General features: G+C 56.2%; 17 protein-coding genes, 1 tRNA gene and 1 riboswitch. Of the genes, 5 read left to right on the top strand and 13 right to left on the bottom strand.

All coding sequences use genetic code 11. The annotated features are described in order from the left end of the window. The first annotated feature begins 684 nt into the window (after positions 1-684). Together panC and ACTQY1_RS08600 are read left to right on the top strand one after the other, a co-directional pair. Positions 685-1,536, top strand: coding sequence for a pantoate--beta-alanine ligase (gene panC, locus ACTQY1_RS08605; protein ID WP_154488591.1), 852 nt, complete (start codon positions 685-687; stop codon positions 1,534-1,536). Positions 1,537-1,540: 4 nt separating this feature from the next. Further along, on the top strand, positions 1,541-2,515 hold the full coding sequence (locus ACTQY1_RS08600; RefSeq protein WP_154488592.1) for a bile acid:sodium symporter family protein: 975 nt from the start codon (positions 1,541-1,543) through the stop codon (positions 2,513-2,515). 93 nt (positions 2,516-2,608) lie between these two features. On the opposite strand, the gene ACTQY1_RS08595 is transcribed toward ACTQY1_RS08600, so the two are convergent. From ACTQY1_RS08595 to ACTQY1_RS08555, 9 genes are all read right to left on the bottom strand, one after another. Further along, on the bottom strand, positions 2,609-3,853 hold the full coding sequence (locus tag ACTQY1_RS08595; RefSeq protein ID WP_154488593.1) for an aromatic amino acid transport family protein: 1,245 nt from the start codon (positions 3,851-3,853) through the stop codon (positions 2,609-2,611). Positions 3,854-3,986: 133 nt separating this feature from the next. Then, positions 3,987-4,109 carry a hypothetical protein gene (locus tag ACTQY1_RS08590; protein WP_022486633.1) on the bottom strand — a complete coding sequence of 41 codons (123 nt, stop codon included), beginning with the start codon at positions 4,107-4,109 and terminating at the stop codon, positions 3,987-3,989. Between the two features lie 370 nt (positions 4,110-4,479). Continuing rightward, positions 4,480-7,239 (bottom strand): magnesium-translocating P-type ATPase, encoded by a 2,760-nt coding sequence (gene mgtA / locus ACTQY1_RS08585; protein ID WP_441374056.1) that lies wholly within the window; start codon positions 7,237-7,239, stop codon positions 4,480-4,482. A 263-nt stretch (positions 7,240-7,502) separates the two neighbouring features. Next, a riboswitch (M-box (ykoK) riboswitch) is annotated at positions 7,503-7,664 on the bottom strand. A 107-nt stretch (positions 7,665-7,771) separates the two neighbouring features. Further along, the gene (locus ACTQY1_RS08580; RefSeq protein ID WP_154488597.1) at positions 7,772-9,058 is read right to left on the bottom strand and encodes a glycosyltransferase family 2 protein; all 1,287 of its coding nucleotides are present in this window, start codon (positions 9,056-9,058) and stop codon (positions 7,772-7,774) included. Positions 9,059-9,079: 21 nt separating this feature from the next. After that, the gene (gene pssA / locus ACTQY1_RS08575) at positions 9,080-9,769 is read right to left on the bottom strand and encodes a CDP-diacylglycerol--serine O-phosphatidyltransferase (RefSeq protein WP_022487745.1); all 690 of its coding nucleotides are present in this window, start codon (positions 9,767-9,769) and stop codon (positions 9,080-9,082) included. Further along, the gene (locus ACTQY1_RS08570; RefSeq protein WP_154488598.1) at positions 9,766-10,431 is read right to left on the bottom strand and encodes a phosphatidylserine decarboxylase; all 666 of its coding nucleotides are present in this window, start codon (positions 10,429-10,431) and stop codon (positions 9,766-9,768) included. The genes pssA and ACTQY1_RS08570 overlap by 4 nt, the downstream gene beginning before the upstream one ends. A gap of 72 nt (positions 10,432-10,503) precedes the next feature. After that, a complete protein-coding gene (locus ACTQY1_RS08565; RefSeq protein ID WP_154488599.1) occupies positions 10,504-11,247 on the bottom strand; it encodes a WecB/TagA/CpsF family glycosyltransferase in 744 nt (247 codons plus the stop codon). Between the two features lie 279 nt (positions 11,248-11,526). Next, positions 11,527-13,137: a peptide chain release factor 3 gene (locus ACTQY1_RS08560; protein ID WP_154488600.1), complete on the bottom strand. Its 1,611-nt coding sequence runs from the start codon at positions 13,135-13,137 to the stop codon at positions 11,527-11,529. Between the two features lie 156 nt (positions 13,138-13,293). Then, a tRNA-Pro gene (locus ACTQY1_RS08555) sits at positions 13,294-13,370 on the bottom strand. A 187-nt stretch (positions 13,371-13,557) separates the two neighbouring features. Here ACTQY1_RS08555 and ACTQY1_RS08550 point away from each other — a divergent pair. Next, entirely contained in the window at positions 13,558-14,433 is an 876-nt protein-coding gene (locus tag ACTQY1_RS08550) for a DMT family transporter (protein WP_441374055.1), read from the top strand. 402 nt (positions 14,434-14,835) lie between these two features. On the opposite strand, the gene ACTQY1_RS08545 is transcribed toward ACTQY1_RS08550, so the two are convergent. The 4 genes from ACTQY1_RS08545 to ACTQY1_RS08530 form a co-directional block, all read right to left on the bottom strand. Beyond that, positions 14,836-15,417, bottom strand: coding sequence for a flavodoxin family protein (locus ACTQY1_RS08545; RefSeq protein ID WP_022487106.1), 582 nt, complete (start codon positions 15,415-15,417; stop codon positions 14,836-14,838). Between the two features lie 93 nt (positions 15,418-15,510). Beyond that, positions 15,511-15,681 carry a hypothetical protein gene (locus ACTQY1_RS08540; RefSeq protein WP_022487107.1) on the bottom strand — a complete coding sequence of 57 codons (171 nt, stop codon included), beginning with the start codon at positions 15,679-15,681 and terminating at the stop codon, positions 15,511-15,513. Next, positions 15,638-16,798, bottom strand: coding sequence for a M20/M25/M40 family metallo-hydrolase (locus tag ACTQY1_RS08535; RefSeq protein WP_154488602.1), 1,161 nt, complete (start codon positions 16,796-16,798; stop codon positions 15,638-15,640). Before ACTQY1_RS08535 ends, ACTQY1_RS08540 begins: the two co-directional genes overlap by 44 nt. Positions 16,799-16,813: 15 nt before the next feature. Beyond that, on the bottom strand, positions 16,814-17,983 hold the full coding sequence (locus ACTQY1_RS08530; protein ID WP_154488603.1) for a hypothetical protein: 1,170 nt from the start codon (positions 17,981-17,983) through the stop codon (positions 16,814-16,816). A 625-nt stretch (positions 17,984-18,608) separates the two neighbouring features. Here ACTQY1_RS08530 and ACTQY1_RS08525 point away from each other — a divergent pair. Together ACTQY1_RS08525 and ACTQY1_RS08520 are read left to right on the top strand one after the other, a co-directional pair. Then, positions 18,609-18,848 (top strand): hypothetical protein, encoded by a 240-nt coding sequence (locus ACTQY1_RS08525; RefSeq protein ID WP_195839653.1) that lies wholly within the window; start codon positions 18,609-18,611, stop codon positions 18,846-18,848. A gap of 590 nt (positions 18,849-19,438) precedes the next feature. Continuing rightward, entirely contained in the window at positions 19,439-20,296 is an 858-nt protein-coding gene (locus ACTQY1_RS08520; RefSeq protein ID WP_154488752.1) for an Rpn family recombination-promoting nuclease/putative transposase, read from the top strand. The last annotated feature ends 386 nt before the right edge of the window (positions 20,297-20,682 follow it).

Below are 20,682 nucleotides of genomic sequence, written 5' to 3'. Positions count from 1 at the left end.
GCGTGCGGCACACTCCCTTGTCAGCAGTCAACGGTCAATGGTCAGCGGCCGATGGAAACCATCTGCTAAGAGCAGATGGTTCTGAAGGAAAACGCAGTCCCAAGGGCTGCTAACCCACCACCATTGCGCATGCGCAACGGTCCCCCGCCCTTGAAAAGGGCGGATAGAAACGCGGGGCGCAAGGCCCCTTGTTTGGGATGCATAGGTGCGGCTTTCTAATGTTATAAAAAGCAATGGGCACCAGCCCGAGCGTATATCCGCCCTTTGCAAGGGCGGGGGTATCCATGCGCAGCATGGGTGGTGGGTTAGCAGCGCCAGCTGCGTTTCCCTTCAAAGGAATCTGCAGCCGCAGATTCCTTCCTTCAGCCGTTGACAGCTGACTGTTGACGGGGCTGCTGCCTCAGCAGCCCCCTTTTCGTTAACTTTTTTCTTATTGTCTTGACAATTCTTTTATTTCGAGTATAATAGGTACCCGAATGATGGAGCTTCTGGCAGGAGATAAATTTAGGGTTCCATCCAATATATGGTTATCCGTTACTGGACCGCGCGCAGGCCATGATCCCTATGGTCAGGATCCATTCGGAACCGGAACCAAAAACATATCGAAAGACTGGGACGGCAAGGTGCCCCTCTCTCTTATGGGTACTGGATATTCCAGGACTTTCACCGAAAGGTGTTGTCATTATGCAACTGTTCCGTACCGTAAAAGATCTGAAGGACTTTGTCCGCACTGTGAAAAAAGAAGGCAAAACCATCGGTCTGGTGCCCACCATGGGTGCCCTCCACGAAGGCCATGCCTCCCTGATCAAAGCCGCTGCCAAAGAAAATGACGTGGTCATCGTCAGCGACTTTGTAAACCCCACCCAGTTCGGCCCCAACGAAGACTATGATGCCTATCCCCGGAAGCTGGCCGCAGACGAAAAAGTCGCGGAAGCCGCCGGTGCCACGGCCATCTTTGCTCCTTCGCCGGCTGAAATGTATCCCCACCAGGATATGACCTGGGTGGAAGTGACGGGCAATATCACCAAGGTTCTTTGCGGCCGCACACGCCCCATCCATTTCCGGGGTGTGGCAACGGTATGCACCAAGCTGTTTAATCTTTCTCAGGCCGACCGGGCCTATTTCGGGCTGAAAGACGCCCAGCAGACGGAAGTCCTCCGCCGGATGGTGGAAGACTTGTTTATGAATGTTGAACTTCGTATTATGCCTATTGTTCGGGAATCTGACGGACTGGCCAAAAGTTCCCGGAACGTGTACCTGTCTCCGGAAGAACGGAAGGCGGCGCTGGTCCTTTCCCGGAGCCTGAAACACGCCAAAGAGGCCTTTGCTGCCGGTGAGCGGGATCCCCGGAAGCTGGTGGATCAGGTAACTGCTGAAATCAAGGCCGAACCCATGAGCAACATCGACTATGTGGAACTCTACGGCATGCCCGGACTGACGGAAGTCTCCGGCCCCATTGCCAGCCGTGTGCTGCTGGCCGTGGCGGTGAAGTTCGGGACCACCCGGCTCATCGACAATGTAGTGCTGGAGGGCTGACCGGATGGTGGATGGAATCGTACGTTTCTGCACCCGGTACATGTCCGTGGGAGTGGTGCTCATCGGATTTTTGGGGATCCTGGAGCCAGGGCTCATGAAGCCTCTGGCCCCCCAGATTCCCACCTTTCTGGGCATCATCATGTTCGGCATGGGCATGAGCCTGACCCCGGATGACTTCCGCAACGTGTTCCGCCAGCCAAAAAACGTGGCCATCGGGACCCTGCTCCAATTCACCATTATGCCCGCCGTGGCTTTCGGGCTGATCCACCTGTTCCGCCTTCCTGAGGCCATCGCCATCGGGGTAGTGCTGGTGGGCTGCTGCCCGGGAGGCACCGCTTCCAATGTGATTTCCTACATTGCCCATGCAGATGTGGCCCTGTCGGTTTCCATGACCATGGTGAACACCCTGCTGGCCCCCTTTGTGACCCCCTTTCTGGTGTGGTTCATTGCAGGCACCTGGGTGGATATCAACTTTGTGTCCATGATGGTTTCCATTGTGAAAATGGTGCTGCTGCCCCTTGTCCTGGGCATCGGGATGAATTATTTCTTCCCCCGGCAGGTCAGCCGGATAATCCGGGTGATGCCCATGCTGTCTGCCCTGGTGGTGATCCTCACCGTAGGCTGCGTGGTGTCCATGTCCGGCCGGGCCATTGTGGACAACGGACTGGTGATCCTCTGTGTGGTAATGCTCCACAATCTGTGCGGCATGGTGCTGGGCGGATTCTTCGCCCGCCGGTTCGGGCTGGACAAAGCCCAGTGCCGGGCCATGACCATTGAAGTGGGCATGCAGAATTCCGGCCTGGCCTCCACCCTGGCTCTGATGTACTTTACCGCCGCCGGCGGCATCGCCGGTGCCATTTTCTCCGTATGGCACAACGTGTCCGGCTCCCTTTTCGCCTCCTACTGTGTAGGAAAAGACGAGGAAGGGCAGCAGGAAGACAGCGTGGGAGAACTGGTGGGAGAAAAAAACAGGAATTGAATGAAAAAAGGACTGTTGCGTAAGCAACAGTCCTTTTTTGGGTCGCGGCCCGCGAACGGGGGTGTGTGAATTTTTTTCACACACCCCCGTTTTTCACCACCCCTTGGGCAGCATCCCTGCCATGCTCAGCAGGGCGTAAACGCCGGAGGCCAGGAACACCACAAGGACCAGTTCCTGGATGGGTCGGGCGGCCAGCCAGCCGCACTGCCAGCAGGGTTCCTGGTCTCCTTTTTTCCGGGCGCTCCGGAGCATGAACACCGGCAGCACGGACATGATGATGCCCCCGAAGGTGCCGGCGCTGAAAATGGCGCTGACAAAGCCCACCAAACCGCTGCTGGCCAGGAAAATGGGCGGAATCACAATAAAGGCCAGACACAGGGCCCGGCTCCGGATATCCCGTTCCGACCGGAACCCCAGCCGCTCGATGCAGTTGGTAAGGAAGCTTTCAGCAATGGCCCAGAAGGAAGTAAGCATGGCACAGAAGGCAAAGAAATTCACCAACAAATAGAAAAGCGGATTCTCCAGGGCCCTGCCCCAGGAAAGAGACGCCACTTCCGTGATTTCCTTCCCTGGCAGCATCAAAAACACCGCCAGGGGCACCAGGGACAGGATCAGGAAAGAGATCCCCGTGCCTCCCAGGATGGCCGGCACCAGCTTTTCCGGACGGTCCCGGAAGCCCCGGGCCAGTTCCGGCACAATGTACTGGACCGCATAGCAGAATACGGCAATATTGAACACCGGGATACCCCAGGTCCAGTGGGCATAGAGGATTTCATCCAGAGGCACCCGGGCCCGGAGGAAGGACGCCCCCACCAGGAGAACCAGCATCAGGATCATCCCCAGCCCCAGGAACTTTTCCGCCGCCCCGGTAACTTTCAGGCCCAGCCAGACCACGGCAGTTGCCCCGATGGAAAACAGCAGGCTGGCTTCTTCCAGGGGCAGGCCCAGGAAGGTGCTGAAAATCTTTCCGCAGCCGGTGATATAGGCGATCAGGCTGCAGAAACTGGTAGCTCCCACAGAAAAGAAGATCAGCCAGGATCCGGCCTTCCCCACATATTTTTCCGCCAGTCCGGACAGCTGCAAAGGCCGCCGGGTGCGCAGGGCTGTTTCCGCCACATAGAGCATGGACGCCACCGAAAGGAACCCGGCTGCCAGAAGCCAGGTGAGCAGCACCGGCCACCCTGCCTTCCGGCTGGCATAGGCCAGGCCCAGCACCCCGGATCCGATGGTGGCCCCCACCACCAGCATCACCGCTTCTGTAAAAGTAAGCCGGCGGACTTCCAGGGTCCCGTTCTCCTCCTCTGCCGTCTCCAGATTCTCTGATTCCGTATACTCCATCTTGTTCTCTCTCCCCGTTATATTGTCAAGTCAGCTGACCTGCATACCGGTTTATTGTAGCATAACAAGGAGCAGGAGGGAATGGGAGTTAACGTAAAAAGGAGGGGCTGTTGCATGCGCAGCAGCCCCCCTTTCATCCATTCTTCCGCATCTTCGGTTCCCGGGTCCAGCAGACTGCCTGCATCAGGCAGATTACCGCCGCCACGGCTCCCATTCCGATCCAGAATACCGGTTCCACGTTCATCAGATTCATCATGGCAATCGCTCCTTTCATAAGTCGTTTATCGTTGGTCGTTCATTGTTCGTCGTTTTGGAAGGAACCCGCTCTCAGCGGGTTCCCTGAAGGGAAACGCAGCTGGCGCTGCTAACCCACCACCATTGCGCAGGCGCAACGGTCCCCCGCCCTTGCAAAGGGCGGATAGTGGATACGCGGGCCTTACGCCCTTGTACCCACAAAAAACAATGGGCACCAGCCCGAGCGTATATCCGCCCTTTTCAAGGGCGGGGGACCAGCCGCAAGGCTGGTGGTGGGTTAGCTGCCGCAGGGCAGCGTTTCCCTTCAACGGAATCTCAATGGATTCGCCGCTCCCACGCCGATCCTGCTCTTCACTCTTCACTTTTCCCTGTTACAGCAAACTCCCGTAATGCCGGATGTAGGCCTTCTTGATGCTGGTAGTCAGCAGCATATATCCGGCCACTACCAGCGCCAGGAACCCGAAATACATCCCTGGCAGGGGCAGGAATCCCAGATCCCTTCCCAGGGCCCCGGTAAAGGGCAGCAGGGTGCACAGGGCAATGCCGCTGCCGGTCATGGCAGTCAGAAGCGCCGACGCATGGCTCTGAACAAAAGGCAGTTTGGGCGTCCGGAGCATGTGGATCACCAGCGTCTGGGTCCACATGGATTCCACGAACCACCCGGCCTGGAACAGGGCCTCATAAGCATCCCGCAGGTTCATGCCGGCAAAGACTCCCTGCCCCACCACTGCATCGGCAGCAATGTGGTTGTAGGTGACCCCGCCAGAAAGCATCTGAGGACAGATCACAAAATACAGCACCAGATAGGTGATCCAGTCGAACACCGAGCTGGTGGGCCCCAGCCACAGCATGAAGCTGCCGATGCTGGAAGCATCCCAGTTCCGGGGCACCTTCAGATAATCCTCGTCCACATTGTCCCAGGGAATGGCAATGCAGGAAATTTCGTACAGCAGGTTCAAGATCAGCAGCTGGAGACTGCTCATGGGCAAAAACGGCAGCAGAGCGCTGGCCGCCAGCACCGAGAACATGTTCCCGAAGTTGGAAGAGGCAGTCATCTTGATGTATTTGATCATGTTGGCGTAGGTTTTCCGGCCTTCCACGATTCCTTCTTCCAGTACCATCAGGCTCTTTTCCAGCAGGATGATATCCGCACTTTCCTTGGCGATATCCACGGCACTGTCCACGGAAATCCCGATATCCGCCATCTTGAGAGCCGGGGCATCGTTGATCCCGTCTCCCATGAACCCCACCGTATGGCCTTTGGCCTGGAGAGCGCCCACCACCCGGGCCTTCTGGTCCGGAGACAGCTTGGCGAACACTGTGGTCCCTTCCACTTCTGCTGCCAACTGTCCGTCATCCATTTTTTCCAGGTCGCTGCCCAAAAGGATGTGTTCCACCGGCAGCCCCACCTGACGGCAGATGCACCGGGTGGTCTTTTCGTTGTCCCCGGTAAGCACCTTGGTAGTGACCCCATGGTCCTTTAGGGCCTGGATGGCCTGGCCGGCGCTTTCCTTGGGCGGATCCAGGAAGGCCAGGTACCCCATGAGCACCATGTCCCGTTCATCCTTGGACCCGAAAGCCCCTACCGGAGAAGGATTGATTTTCCGGGCCAGGGCGATCACCCGCATCCCCTCTTCATTCAGCCGGTCCGCTACCTGGCGGATTTTCCTCCGCAGGGCATCGGTGAGTTCCACCGTCCCTTCCGGCTGTTCCACCTGGCTGCAGATGGCCAGCATTTCTTCCACCGCCCCTTTGGTGATCATCTGGGTCCGTTTTTTGGGATCGATGACCACAACGGACAGTCTCCGCCGGGCAAAGTCAAAAGGCACCTCGTCCACCTTCCGGTAATTCTCCGACAGATCCACCAGCTTGGGGTCTGCCTTTTCCTCTTCTTCCGTTTTTTCAATAATGGCCCGATCCATAAAATTCTTGTACCCGGTCTGGAAATAGCTGTTCAGGTAAGCATACCGGAGCACCCGCTGACTGGACTGACCGTTGGGATCCAGATGGTATTCCAGAGCCACCTTGTCCTGGGTCAGGGTACCGGTCTTGTCCGTACACAGCACATCCATGGCCCCAAAGCTCTGGATGGAGTTCAGGCTCTTCACCACCGTCTTTTTTTCCGACATGGAAACGGCCCCTTTGGCCAGGCAGGTGGTAACGATCATGGGGAGCATTTCCGGCGTCAGCCCCACCGCCACAGAAATGGCGAACAGGAAGGCGGACACCCAGTCCCCTTTGGTAAATCCGTTGATGAAAAATACCAGGGGCACCATAGCCATCATGAACCGGATCAGTACCCAGGATACCGAGTTCACTCCTTTGGTGAAGTTGGTTTCCGGAGCCTCCTGGGCCATGGAGCTGGCCATGCTGCCGAACAGGGTGTGGTCCCCGATGCCCAGCACCAGACCGGTGGCGGAACCGGAAATCACATTGGTGCCCATAAAAGCCAGGTTGGACAGTTCCGTCACCGCTTTGTCCCCGCTGGCATCCACTTTATAAGGGACCTTCTCCTGAGGGGCGCTTTCCCCAGTCAGGGAAGCCTGGCTCACAAACAGGTCCTTGGCATCCAGGATCCGCAGATCCGCCGGTACCATATCACCAGTGGACAGCCACACCAGGTCTCCCACCGTCACGTCCTGGAGGGGAAATTCCTTCTTTTTGCCCCCGTCCCGGATCACCGTGCAGGTGGTGGTGATCAGTTCCAAAAGTTTCGCTGCCGCATCCCCGCTGCGGGTTTCCTGGACGAACCGGAGTACCCCGGAGATCAGCAGCAAAGTCAGGATGATGCATACCGTCACCGGGTTGAAATCATCCATGTTCCCGGATCGCAGGGGCAGGATGATATCCGTTACCGTGGACACCCCCGCCAGCACAAACAGGATCACCGTAAAGGGATTCACAAAAGCTTCCACCAGACGGGCGGCCACGCTCTTCTTCTTTTCCCGGGTCACCTTGTTGGCTCCGTATCTGTCCCGGGAAGCCTCTGCCTGTTCTTCCGTCAGGCCGGAAGCCCCGGTACCGTACCGGGCCATCACATCGTTGGTTTCCAGGGCAGCTGCCTCCAGGAGCTTTGCCTGGGCTTCATGGGCCGCCAGCTGGAATTTTTTGTCCATATTTTCTTTTTTCATGTTCTCCTCCTAAAGAAATCCGGGGACCGTTTCCCCTCTTTAAGAGGCCGTCAGCTCAGAAACGCGCAGCAAAACCGGACCGGCACTGCCAGTCTGTGAAAATTCCGCTGCCCAAACCGTGAGGATGACTGCCTCCACCAGCACCGTCCATGCTTTGCCACCACCTTTCCAGGACTCAGATTCACATAACAGAAAAGCCGTCCGGGGGAAACCCGAACGGCACAAATGCAAAACACACTTCAGTGGAAACAGCTGCCAGCCGCTTTCACCGCCACCGTACGAGCTTCAACTCTACAGGGCGGTGTAACTGCATTATGCGGCGCCTTCTTGTTTGACGCAGCCTGTTCAGACCTACGCGGGATGTCTCCATCCTGTTGCGGCAGCAGTCCGTATCCCTGTAGGAGCCTTGCCTACCGGAACTATTCTGTTGATACCCATACTATAGCAATATGCAGGGATTTTGTCAAGGATGAAACAGAAAAAGGGCTGTTGCATGAGCAACAGCCCCCAATCGCAGGCTGCTTTGCAGCCCTTATCTTTTCTCTTTCGGCAGTACGATCTGCTTCGGTCCGGTTTCCGCACTTTCCGGCACCAGCACATCGTTGAAGCTGATGCTCCGGGTGTGGATGGTGTGGCTCCACACGTGTTCGTGCCGGTGCAGGAAGCCCAAAATGGTGATGGGCACCCAGCTGTAGAGCAGCAGCGGATAGAACAGGGTGTAGAACCAGGACTTGGGGGCCGCGTTGATCTTGAACAGGATAATGGCCGGGATCACGTACTGGGCCACCCCGATCACCTGCCACACATGGTAAGGCAGCAGGGCATAGAGCACATTGGTGTAAAAAGGCACAAAGTTGTAGATGGTGCTGCAGAGCACGAAGAAGGTGGAGATCAGCATGAAATAGGGCTGGAACACATCGATGACCCCATCCAGGATCACAATGTCCCGCTTCCGGATCCCTTCCTTCAGCAGCTTCCCCATGTACCGGCCTGCCACATCGAACTGGCCCTGGGCCCACCGCTTCCGCTGGTTCCAGGAAGCCTTGAAGGTCTGGGGCTTTTCGTCGTAGATGATGGCATCCTGGCACCAGGTGGTGGGGATCCCTTCCAGCAGGCACTTCATGGTGAATTCCATGTCTTCCGTCAGGCAGGTGGCTTTCCACCCGTACTTTTTCAGCACTTCCGTGGCAATCACCATGCCGGTGCCCCCGAACACGCTGGAGAGCCCGATGGTATACTTGGCCAGGTGCCATACATGGTTCACGATCCAGAAGTTGATGGCGAAGGTGCCGCTGACCCAGCTGTCGTTGGGGTTCTTCACGTCCAGATACCCCTGGATCAGCCGTTCCCCTTTGCAGAACCGGTTGTTCATTTCCTTCAGGAAGTCCGGGTGCACCAGGTTGTCCGCGTCGAAAATGGCCACCGCATCATACTGTCTGTCCAGGGCAAACAGCTGCCGGAACATCCATTCCAGGGCGAACCCCTTCCCCACTTCCTCCTGATTGAACCGTTCGTACACAATGGCCCCGGCTTTCCGGGCCACATCCGCCGTATGGTCCTTACAGTTGTCGGCGATGACGAAAATGTCATACAGTTCGTCGGGATACCGGAGCATATGGAGGTTCTCCACCAGCTCCCCGATGACTTTTTCTTCGTTGTGGGCGGCCACGATCACGGCAAAGGTAGTCTTGGGCGTCAGGATCTTCTTTTCTTTTTTCCGGGGCAAAATGCCAAAAAGGGAAATCACAAAATAATAGATGGTGAAAAAGACGATCAGCACTTGGAGGGGAACCATGATGATGTCAAAATACGTGCTCATAAAACCTCTTGTTTCCTCCTCTTACTTAAAGACGGCCTGTTTCCCCGTCACTTTCACATACACAGCATTGAGCACCCCGCACAGGGTATAGGTGAACATGATCACAAAAGGCCAGGCCTTCAGATCGCTGTACAATACCAGAGCCCCCAGGATGAAAGAAATGATCACCGGCACCCGGAACAGGGGATTCCCATGGCCCTTGAAATCCGGATACTTTACATCACTGTACATCAGGCAGGCCACAGCCACCGTCAGGAGGGAGGTGAGCACCGGGCCGATCTGCATGCCTCCCAGCACGAAGGTGACGATGACGCAGGCTCCCGCCGGCGCCGGCATCCCCTGGAAGTATCCGTGGATATCGCTGACATTCACGTTGAACCGGGCCAGCCGCATGGCCGCCCCGAAGGCAAAAAGACCGGAGATGATCATCCCCGCCACTCCCAGTTCATGGAGGGAATAGGTATAGATCAGCACCGAAGGTGCCATGCCGAAGGAACACACGTCACAGAGAGAATCCATCTCCACCCCGAAAGGTCCGCTGACCCCCAGAGCCCGGGCGGCACGGCCGTCACAGGAATCGGCCAGGATGGCCAGGATAATGAAGATGGCTGCCAGGGAAAAATCCTTTTCCATGGACAGATAAATGGAAATCAGTCCCAGCATCTGGCTCAGTCCGCTGATGCTGTTGGGGACCATGCGTTTGTAGTTCATTCTGCTTTCTGCCTCCCGATGATACTGATACCGCCCTGCACCTTGTCCCCTTTCCGGACCAGGATCTCCACAGAGCGGGGAACCACCAGTTCCGTACAGGAACCGAACTTGATCATGCCGTAGCAGTCACCCTGTTTCAGCCGGCTGCCCAGGCTGGTCCAGGAAACGATCCGCCGGGCCAGGATCCCGGCAATCTGGATCACCAGGATCCGGTTGGTGCCGTTGTCCAGGCCGATGGCCATCCGTTCGTTCACAATGGGTGCCGAATCCTTGAAAGCCGGTTCGTACCCCCCACAGGTGTAGCGCATGTACTTCACCAGCCCCGTCATGGGAGCCCGGTTGGTATGCACATTGAACACGGACAGGAAAATGGTCACTTTCTTGGCCGGTTCGTTGAGATATTCTTTATCGAAAAACTCCTCTACCCCCATCACCGTACCGTCCGCCGGAGAATACAGGATATCAGGATCCTGCTTCACATCCAGCACCCGGTTCCGGAAGAAGTAGCCAAAATAAATCATCAGGACCGCCGGGGGTACTGCAAAAACCGGACCGGCCACATAACCGGCCAGGATGGTCACGGCCAGCATGGTCCCGATAAAGGGATAGCCTTCCTTTACTATATGGTATTTGTATTTGGTCACATCTTCACCTCCACCCATCGTTTTATTATACCTTATCTCAGTTTCTTTGTCCAAATCTGTACGGCAAAAAACGGTGGAGTCCAGACCCTGTTATTTCCGGCCGTGTTTGGCTTCCAGTACCTTCACCACGAATTTCGGCAGGGCCATCATCCGTCCCAGGCGGCTGGGCTGCTTGTACAGCCGGAACAGCCACTCCAGGGAAGCTTCCTGCATCCATTTGGGCGCCCGTTCCATTTTCCCGGCCAGCACGTCGAAGCTGCCTCCCAGGCCCACCCGCAGGGCAGGCTTCAGGGCATCCCGGTGTTCTTCCAGCCAGAATTCCTGCTTGGGAGCCCCCAGGGCCGCGAACAGCACCTGGGCTCCGCTTGCGTTGATCTGCCGGATGATGTCCGGTTCATCGGCTTTGGTGAAGTAGCCGTTCCGGGTGCCCACGATCTGCACCCCCGGGGCGATTTCCGCCGCCTTGGCGGCCGCTGCTTCCGCAATTCCCGGAGCCGCCCCGAACAGGAAGAATTTCGTGCCTCTTCGGGCCCCGTCCTTCAAAAGCTCCAGGAACAGGTCGAAACCGGCCACCCGTTCCGGCACCTGGTTCCCCAGGGTCCGTCCGGCCCACACGGTGCCGGCCCCGTCCGCCAGGATCAGGTCCGTTTTGTCCAGCAGGGCCTTGTAGGCCGGCATCTGCTGGGCCATCATGATGATTTCCGCATTGGCGGTGACCACCTGGGTAGGCAGATCCCGGTCCACCCGTTCCATAAGCCACGCCACTGCTTCCGCCATGGAAAAAGGAGTCACCGGCACTCCCAGGATATCCACAGCAGGTTTCTTGTTGTCCATAAGTCCACCTCACTATATCCGCCCTTTTCAAGGGCGAAGGGCCAGCCGTTACTTTCACTCTTCTATATCCGCCCTTTTCAAGGGCGGGGGACCATCTGTTACTTTCACTCTTCTATATCCGCCCTTTTCAAGGGCGGGGACCAGCCGTTACTTTCACTTTTCTATATCCGCCCTTTTCAAGGGCGGGGGACCAGCCCCCAGGCTGGTGGTGGGTTAGCAGCCCCCGGCTGCGTTTCCCTTTACGGGAACCTGCTTCAGGCAGGTTCCTTCCTTTTCTCCTTAAATCGCCCGTGCCTCGCTGGGGACCTGGGTGAAGTTGATTCCCGGATTCCGTTCCAGGATCCAGTTCAGGTTCCATTCATTGGATACCAGCACCACCGGCCGTCCCAGCTTGTCGTACACCAGCATCCCGTTGTCCAGGCCCTTGATGTTCCGGATCAGTTCCGGATCATCCGCATAGACCCACCGGGCCACGGAATAAGGCAGCTGTTCCAGCAGCAGCTTGGCATTGTATTCGTTCAGCAGCCGGTATTCCAGTACTTCCAGCTGCAGCACGCCCACCACGCCGACCACGAAACTTTCCATCCCGATGTCCTTCTGCTTGAACACCTGGATGGCCCCTTCCTGGGCCAGCTGGACAATGCCCTTTTCAAACTGCTTCCGTTTCATGGAATCCTTGGGCTGGACCTTGGCGAAGATTTCCGGCGGGAAAATGGGGAAATCCTCGAACTGCACCGGGTGCTTCTCATTGCACAGGGTATCTCCGATGGTGAAGATCCCCGGGTCGAACACCCCGATGATATCCCCCGGGTAGGCCTTTTCCACAGTGGTCCGTTCCTGGGCCATGAACTGCTGGGGCTGGGCCAGTTTCACCGGTTTCTGTCCCTGGACATGCCATACGGTCATGCCCTTTTCGAACACCCCGGAGCAGATCCGCATAAAGGAAATCCGGTCCCGGTGGGCCGGGTTCATGTTGGCCTGGATCTTGAAGATGAAAGCGGTGAAGTCCTCGTCGGTGGGATTCACCACGCCCCCGTCCTTCAGTTTCCGGGGCTGGGGTTCCGGAGACAGTTCCAGGAATTTTTCCAGGAAGCTCCGTACCCCGAAGTTGGTCATGGCGGACCCGAAGAACATGGGCGTCAGTTCCCCGGCATCCACTTTGGCCAGATCGAATTCATCCCCGGCCATATCCAGCAGTTCGATATCATCCATCAGATTCTGGAGATTGGCTTCCCCGATGGCTTCCTTGATGGCAGGATCATCCAGGCTGCCGGTTGTGCTCTTCAGGATCTTGGATCCGTGGCTGCTGTCGTTGTCGAACAGTTCCACCTGCTTCTTCAGCCGGTCGTATACCCCGATGTAATGGCCGTCGGTGCCGATAGGCCAGTTGATGGGATAGGCGTTGATGTGGAGCACCTTTTCGATTTCGTCCATCAGGTCCATGGGGGCCCGGCCGTACCGGTCCAGTTTGTTCACAAAGGTGAAGATGGGCAGCTTCCGCCGGTGGCACACCCAGAACAGCTTCTTGGTCTGGGGTTCCACCCCTTTGGCCGCGTCGATGAGCATCACCGCGCTGTCAGCGGCGATCAGGGTCCGGTAGGTATCTTCCGAAAAGTCCTGGTGCCCGGGGGTATCCAGGATATTCACCCGGTACCCGTCATAATCGAACTGGAGTACCGAAGAGGTTACGGAAATCCCTCTCTGCTTTTCGATTTCCATCCAGTCGGACACCGCATGCTTGTTGGCCTTCCGGGATTTGACGGAACCGGCCAGATGGATGGCCCCTCCGTACAGCAGCAGTTTTTCCGTCAGTGTGGTCTTCCCGGCATCCGGGTGAGAAATAATGGCAAAGGTTCTTCGTTTGGCAATCTTCTCCTGCAGCTCAGACATGCAAGGTATTCCTCCAATCCTCAATTACAGATGGTCCAGATTCTTCCATTGTACATTATACCATGGGCAGCCGGGACCGGTCACGGACCGTCCCGGTTCTTTTGCATATGAAAAAACGCCACAAAGCTGACCTTTGTGGCGTTCCGTTCAATTAAATGGTCGGAGCGGCGAGATTCGAACTCACGACCTCTTCCACCCCAAGGAAGCGCGCTACCAAACTGCGCTACGCCCCGAACACAAGAATGATTATACGGCATAGAAGGGAAATCGTCAAGCACTTTTTGCAACTTTTTTTATATTTTTTTCTGATTCCCGTTTTTTGGGAAAAATACTGAATTTTTTGAGACAGCCGGACGGTTCTCCTGTATAATAGGAAACAGCCAGTCAATCAACCTAAACAACCTTAAAGGAGTCATCACCTTGCAGAATACAGAAACCCGGGGCCGTCTCCTGGCCCTGTTCACCGTCATCATCTGGGGCACCACTTTCGTATCCACCAAAGTCCTGCTTACCGGCTTCACTCCCCTGGAGATTTTGTTCTTCCGGTTTGTGCTGGGGCTGGTGTTCCTTTTTGTGCTGTGTCCCCACAAGCTGCCCAAACGGACCTTCGACCAGGAAAAGACCCTGGCCGCCGCCGGGCTCTGCGGCATCTGCCTCTATTATTTGCTGGAAAACATCGCCCTTACCTATACCATGGCCTCCAATGTGGGGGTGATCATCTGCGTGGCCCCTTTTTTCACCGCCCTGGTGAACCACCTGTTCATGAAGCAGCGGGAGCCCATCCGCCGGAACTTCTTCATCGGATTCCTGGTGTCCATGGCCGGGATCTGCCTGATCAGTTTCAACGGCACCAGCCTCCATTTCAGCCCGGTGGGAAATTTCCTGTCGGTTTTGGCAGCAGTGGTCTGGTCCTTTTACTCCAATCTGGTGAAAAAAATCAGCAGCTGGGGATGGAACACCATCCTGACCACCCGGCGGGTGTTCGCCTACGGGATCCTGTTCATGATCCCCGCCCTGGGGGTTCTTCCCTTCCGGCTGGACCTGGAACGCCTTTGCAATCCGGTGTGGCTGGGGAACCTGCTGTTTCTGGGACTGGGAGCCTCCGCCATCTGCTTCGTTACCTGGAACGGAGCAGTGAAGCTTTTGGGAGCCGTAAAGACCAGCGTATTCATCTACCTGGCCCCGGTAGTCACCGTAATCCTCTCCGCTCTGATTCTCCACGAAACCATCACCCCTCTGGCAGTGGCAGGGACCCTGCTGACCCTGAGCGGGCTGGTTTTTTCCAGTAAAAGATAGGGGCTGCCGAAGCAGCCCCTGTCAGCAGTCAGCGGTCAACGGTCAGCCACCGAAAGAAAAAATTGCAGGCAATTTTTTTGAAGGAAAACGCCGCTGCCGCGGCTAACCCACCACCCATGCTGCGCATGGATACCCCCGCCCTTGTAAAGGGCGGATAGTGATACCGGGCACAGCCCGGGTATCACAAGGCAATAGGACACCAACCCGTCTCTCTATATCCGCCCTTTTCAAGGGCGGGGGACCAGCCGCCAGGCTGGTGGTGGGTTAGCAGCCAAAGGCTGCGTCTCTTGTCAAAGAAACCCGCCAACCGCGGGTTTCTTCCTTCGGCCATTGACAATTGACCATTGACCGCTGACAAAAAATGAGGCCACTGTACAGAACGTACAGTGGCCTCATTTTTTCTTACCTGATAAAATTCGTCATCACTTTCGCCGGTTTGGCCGGTTCTTCCACTCCTGCTTTTTTCCCTGCTTCCAGGCACTTCAGCAGCCAGGCCATGTTCTTGCCCAGGGTTTCCATGATCTGGACCCCTTCTTTGTCCTGAAGCACTTCTTCCGGCGTGTTCCCGTGGACCATGTTCCAGTAGTTGGAAGACACCACCGGCATTTCGTTGTACATCAGGTACTTGTTCAGCACATCCAGGGTGGTGCTGGTGCCGGCTCTCCGGGCAGAGGCAATGGCCGCAGCCGGTTTGTGCCGCAGGTCAGCTCCGGCCACCCCGGCAAACCGGTCCAGGAACACCTGGATTTCCCCGGTGGGAGAAGCATAGTACACAGGGGAACCGAATACGAAGCCATCTGCCTCTTTGGCCTTGGCCGCGGCTTCCTTCACCAGGTCGTCCAGTTTCCCGTTCACTGCATTCAGACCCACATAGATGATTTCCGTATCGATCCCGGCCTTTTCCAGTTCCTTGGCAACAAGAGAAAGGGCCGTGTAGGTGCAGCCCTTTTCCCGACGGCTGCCATTAAAGAGCAAAACTTTCATTTCATACGTCTCCTTTGAAATGTAATATTTTATGATACATTCGTATTATACCACGACCGGTCAACATCCCGGGGTGAGACATCAGACCCGGCCCTACTGCTTCCTTACCACACAGCTCAGGGCGATGAGCCCGGCTCCCAGGAAAAATTCCTGCTGCACCAGGGCGATGCAGCCGAACCCCAGGATCACATTGGCAATGACTCTCCTGTCCATGGCCGCCTCACAGGCGCCGCACTGCCGCCGCTGCCAGAAGGCACCGTTCATACAGGGATTCCACCTGGGCATATTCCTGATCTGTATGGGACCCGGCGCCCCGCACCCCCATGCCGCAAAGGGTGGGGATTCCCAGGCCCACGGTGATTCCCGCATCGGACAGGCCGCCCACCTGGATGCCCCGGGGTTTCCCCAGGCCCAGGGCCTCTCCGGTCTTTGCCACATGGTCGTACAGCTTCAGGACCCCGTCAGTGGTCTCCATGCAGGCCATTACCCGGCTGGTGTCCAGTTCCGCACTGGTCCCTTCCACCGTGCACTCCTCCGTCACCTGCCGGAGCAGAGCAAAGATTTCGTCCCCGATGGCCTGGTTCCGGTACCGGATGCCGATGCGGATTTTGCAGTAGTCCGGGATGGTGTTTTCCCCGATGCCTCCTTCCACAGCTCCGCAGTTGATCAGTTTCCCCCGGGGAATGTCATTGGCAGCCTCCAGTTTCACAATCTTGTGAGCCGCTTCCAGCACAGCCGACCGTCCCTTTTCCGGGGCACTGCCTGAATGAGCCGCCACCCCGTGGACCGTAATGGATACAGGCCCGCCCCCGTACCGGCCGATCACCAGGCTGTCCTCCACCGGCCCCGGTTCAAAATTCAGGGCAGCCGCCGCTCCAGCCGCTTCCCGGGCAATCAGAGTCTTGGCATTGGAGAACATGTGAAGGGTCTCTTCGTCCGGGATCCCCAGGAACCGGATGGGTCTTTTGTTCCAGCCAATGGACTGGAGAGCCTTCAGGGCATAAAGGCCGATCACCAGCCCCGCCTTCATATCCAGCACCCCGGGTCCGTGGGCATTGCCCTCTTCATCCACCCGGAAGGGATTTTTTGCCGCTGCTCCGGCCGGGAACACCGTATCCATATGGCCCATGAACACCACCGGCGGTTCCGGGGAACCCGGATTCCAGTCCCCTACGATCAGGTCCCCGGCCTGTTCCACCTTCACCCGGCGCACAAAGGCCCCTGCCTGTTCCAGTTCCCCCTGGAGGATATCCCCCACCTGGTTCACCCCGTCCAGCTGTTTGGGGCCGCTTTCCGTGTTGACGAATTTCGCCCACAGGTTCAGCATCTCCAGCCGCTTTCCCTCAATATATTCCTTCAATTGCAGATCCAGTCCATCCATATCCCTACACTCCTTCTACAGAATATTCACCACAAAGCCTGCCAGCACCACGGAAGTGATGGTCACCGTCACGAATCCAGCCACCAGCATCTTGGGCAGCAGGAAGTTCAGGAGAGCCTTCCGCTGTTCTTCCGTTTCCCCCATGGCCGTGGACACTTCCTGGGAAATCAGCATGGTGGTGGGGAACCCGAAGGTGCAGGTGATCCCCAGGGACACCGCCAGGGTAAAGGGCATCCGGAACAGACGGCTGCACAGAGCCGCCGCCACACACAGACCGGCCACCCCCAGCACCGCCGACCACAAAAGAGGAGGCAGCACCGACAGCACCTGCTGGGGCGTGGTGGCCCCCAGGTTGGAAAAGATCACGATGGTCACAAAAAAGATGATCAGGCCGCTGGACTGGGTCTTGCCCAGGATTCCCTTGTCCAGGAACCCCAGGGCAAAGAACACCGTTCCCAGGATCAGGCACATGACCAGATAATGGACATGGCCCCCGGTGAGCTTCGCTGCATAGAAGGACAGGGTGGCCACCAGACCCAGTTTGGCCAGGTACACCGAAGGCTTGTCCAGCACCGAAGGCAGGGCCAGAGGCTTCTTTTGGGCCGCCTGGGCTGCTGCTTCCGCCTCCTCACAGTGCCGGCGGACGAAAGCCTCATCTTCCCGCAGCTGCCGGGCCAGGCGCCGGAGGGCCACTGAAGCAATGGGGATCCCGAAGAACTTTTGGGTCACCAGGAGCACCAGACAGAAGGTCCCCACATAGGCCAACCCCTTCTCCTTGGCCGCTGCCAGCATAATCAGGGTGGCCGCATTGCCTCCGGCAAAAATGGGAGAACCGGCAATGGCGATCTTGGGATCCATCACAAACCCGCCCAAAAGGATAATGGCCGCTACTGCAAACACCACACAGAGCACGGAAGTGACCACCACCTTCCATTCCTGCTTCAGTTCCGCAAAGTCGATGGTGGTCCCCATGGAGACGATCAGCATCCCCACCACCCCCATGCCGATGCCAGAAACCTGGGCATCCTTGATGATGGTCTGGGGCAGGATCCCCGACCAGAACCCCGCCAGCAGGATCACCGAAATCCCCAGCACCGTGGAAAGGATCGCCCGGGTTTTCATGGCGATCAGTTCACTGACCGCATAAATGCAAAAAAGCACCGTCAAAGAAACAATACTGCCCATAATCCCCCTCATTTCTCATACCATAAATAAAACTTTATTGCGGTAAATTGTAAGCATGTGGCTATTATAACGCATTTTTGTACTTTGGAAAAGGCCGCCGGACAATTCGGCGGCCTTTTGGGTTCATCGTTGGTCGTTCGTCGTGAGTCGTTTCGGATGCCAGATGCTCACGCATCTGCCTTTGAACATGAAAAACCGGCGGCCGGGATGGGCTTCCCTGCAGGCAGCCCCTACACGTTGGGGTCAGAGATGGAACAGAAAATCAGAGAAACGGGGTCTTCAAAAAATCCGTTCCTGTGACCGTTGTATCCAACATCCGACCCCAACGCCGTAGGGGCGAGCCGCAGGCACGCCCATCCCGGCCTGCGCTTTTTATACGTTCCCAGGAACCCACCCGGCGGGTTCCCTCCTGCCGCTAGAGACTAGTGACTAGTGACTGTCAGCTCATGACCATCTGCCCCCGGCAGATGGTCTCTGTCTGCGTGAGACAGAAAAACGGCCCTGCCGCTTTTCATTTCTCGTCCATCCCCATCAAATATGATAAAATTAACAATATAGAAATCATATTCTTTAGCTAAAATACCACATCCCCATGACCGTTGAAATGAAAAAGGAGGCGGAAACCATGTGCGGTATCGGACACGCCATTGCAAGAAAGAACCTGGAAAAGGGTATGGAACAAGGTATGGAACAAGGCCTGGCAAAAGGTCTTGAAAAAGGCCGTTTCGAAGGCCGTCAGGAAGAACGGGAATCCAACATTATTGCCATGCTGAAAGAAAAGATCCCCATGGAGACCATTTCCCGGATCACCCATTACTCTCTGGACCAGATCCAAAAACTTGGAAAATTGCATGGATTGCTGTAGGTTGGAAAACGCCCCGGGCGTTTTCCTTCCCAATGATAAGGCCGCCGAAAAATCCGGCGGTCTTTTGGTGTATCGTTGGTCGTTTCGGATGCCAGATGCTCACGCATCTGCCTTTGAACATGAAACCCGGCGGCCGGGATGGGCTTCCCTGCGGGCAGCCCCTACCACGTTGGGATCGGAGATGCAACAGAAAATCAGAGAAACGGGGTTGTCAAAAAATCCGTTCCTCTGACCGTTGTTACCAACATCCGACCCCAACGGCGTAGGGGCGAGCCGCAGGCACGCCCATCCCGGCCTGCGCTTTTTATACGTTCCCAGGAACCCACCCGGCGGGTTCCCTCCTGCCGCTAGAGACTAGTGACTAGTGACTGTCAGCTCATGACCATCTGCCCCCGGCAGATGGTCTCTGTCTGCGTGAGACAGAAAAACGGCCCTGCCGCTTTTCCCCTTCCTCTGCTCCCTTTTCCCGCCCTCCAAATTCATTCCCTGCAGATTCTTGCCGTTAATACCCCGATTTTTCCACTCGGGAAGGAACTTTCTGTTGGATGTCGAAGGGTATTCCTATACCAATTTTATAAGGAGGCAGATTAATGGAAAGGATCAAAACCTTTGACGAACTCACCATCCGTGACAACTTTCTCTTCCAGCATGTGATGCGCAATGAACAGCTTTGTACCCACCTCATCGAAAAGATTGTGGGAATCAAAGTCCACTCCCTGCATTACCAGGCCTTCGAAAAGACCGTCAACCTCCGGCTGGACGGCAAAAGCATCCGTCTTGATGTATATGTGGAAGACGAAGAAGGCCGCGTGTACGACATCGAGATGCAGTGCACCAACTCCCCCAGAAATGACCTGGCCAAACGCAGCCGTTTCTACCAGAGTCTGATTGATGGGGAACTGCTGGATAAAGGCAAACCCTATGAAGAACTGAACCCGTCCTACGTAATCTTTATCTGCACGTTCGACCCGTTCCATCGAAATCTGCCAATTTACACATTTACCCATTGCTGTCAGGAAGATAACAGGGTAAAATTAAAAGATGAGGAAACCAGGATGTTCCTGAACAGTAAAGGCAGCGAAAATGCGGCTGATCCTGAGATTGCCGCTTTTCTCCGGTACGTGGATGGAAAAGCGGCAAAAGGGAAATTCGTGGAAAGCCTGGATCAGGAAGTCCATCTGGTAAAGAGTATGGATAAAGTGAGGCGAGAATATATGATTTTAAGTGATGAAATCAGAAGACGCCAGAAAGAAGCAGCTGAAGAAGGCATGCGGCAAGGTATGCGGCAAGGTATGCAGCAAGGCATACAGAAAGGCCGTCAGGAAGAACGGGAATCCAACATTGTTGCCATGCTGAAAGAAAAGATCCCCATGGAGACCATTTCCCGGATCACCCATTACTCTCTGGACCAGATCCAGAAGTTGGGAAAGTTGCATGGAATTCTTTAGGTTGGAAAACGCCCAGGGCGTTTTCCTTCCCAATGATAAGGCCGCCGGAAAATCCGGCGGCCTTTTGGTGCATCGTTGGTCGTTCATCGTGAGTCGTTTCGGATGCCAGATGCTCACGCATCTACCTTTGAACATAAAAAAAACCGGAGGCCGGGATGGGCTTCCCTGCGGGCAGCCCCTACCACGTTGAGGTCAGAGGACCAACGGAAATTCACAGAAACGAAGTTATCGAAGATTCCGTTTCTGTGACCATCGGCTTGAACATATGACACCAAACGCCGTAGACCAACTATATAAAGTCAAGCCAATTTTAAAATAAATTTCAGTTGCTATGGATCTTTGCAAAAGGGTGCACTTACCCAAGCCCCCTTTTGTGGGCTTAAAAA

It is taken from the genome of Acidaminococcus sp. HCP3S3_G9_1, from assembly GCF_052122455.1.
Taxonomy (GTDB): Bacteria; Bacillota; Negativicutes; order Acidaminococcales; family Acidaminococcaceae; genus Acidaminococcus.
Note: the sequence above shows the minus strand (reverse complement) of the source record. Positions and strands in the feature narration are given on the sequence as shown.

Bases quoted from the DNA above. Each gene is read 5' to 3' on its own strand.
- ACTQY1_RS08570 (WP_154488598.1), bottom strand. From the start codon at position 10,431: ATGGGTGGAGGTGAAGATGTGACCAAATACAAATACCATATAGTAAAG.
- ACTQY1_RS08535 (WP_154488602.1), bottom strand. From the start codon at position 16,798: ATGGATGGACTGGATCTGCAATTGAAGGAATATATTGAGGGAAAGCGG.
- ACTQY1_RS08600 (WP_154488592.1), top strand. From the start codon at position 1,541: ATGGTGGATGGAATCGTACGTTTCTGCACCCGGTACATGTCCGTGGGA.
- ACTQY1_RS08545 (WP_022487106.1), bottom strand. From the start codon at position 15,417: ATGAAAGTTTTGCTCTTTAATGGCAGCCGTCGGGAAAAGGGCTGCACC.
- ACTQY1_RS08540 (WP_022487107.1), bottom strand. From the start codon at position 15,681: ATGAACGGTGCCTTCTGGCAGCGGCGGCAGTGCGGCGCCTGTGAGGCG.
- panC (WP_154488591.1), top strand. From the start codon at position 685: ATGCAACTGTTCCGTACCGTAAAAGATCTGAAGGACTTTGTCCGCACT.
- ACTQY1_RS08565 (WP_154488599.1), bottom strand. From the start codon at position 11,247: ATGGACAACAAGAAACCTGCTGTGGATATCCTGGGAGTGCCGGTGACT.
- ACTQY1_RS08560 (WP_154488600.1), bottom strand. From the start codon at position 13,137: ATGTCTGAGCTGCAGGAGAAGATTGCCAAACGAAGAACCTTTGCCATT.
- ACTQY1_RS08525 (WP_195839653.1), top strand. From the start codon at position 18,609: ATGTGCGGTATCGGACACGCCATTGCAAGAAAGAACCTGGAAAAGGGT.
- mgtA (WP_441374056.1), bottom strand. From the start codon at position 7,239: ATGAAAAAAGAAAATATGGACAAAAAATTCCAGCTGGCGGCCCATGAA.
- ACTQY1_RS08590 (WP_022486633.1), bottom strand. From the start codon at position 4,109: ATGATGAATCTGATGAACGTGGAACCGGTATTCTGGATCGGAATGGGA.
- ACTQY1_RS08595 (WP_154488593.1), bottom strand. From the start codon at position 3,853: ATGGAGTATACGGAATCAGAGAATCTGGAGACGGCAGAGGAGGAGAAC.
- ACTQY1_RS08580 (WP_154488597.1), bottom strand. From the start codon at position 9,058: ATGAGCACGTATTTTGACATCATCATGGTTCCCCTCCAAGTGCTGATC.
- ACTQY1_RS08530 (WP_154488603.1), bottom strand. From the start codon at position 17,983: ATGGGCAGTATTGTTTCTTTGACGGTGCTTTTTTGCATTTATGCGGTC.
- pssA (WP_022487745.1), bottom strand. From the start codon at position 9,769: ATGAACTACAAACGCATGGTCCCCAACAGCATCAGCGGACTGAGCCAG.
- ACTQY1_RS08520 (WP_154488752.1), top strand. From the start codon at position 19,439: ATGGAAAGGATCAAAACCTTTGACGAACTCACCATCCGTGACAACTTT.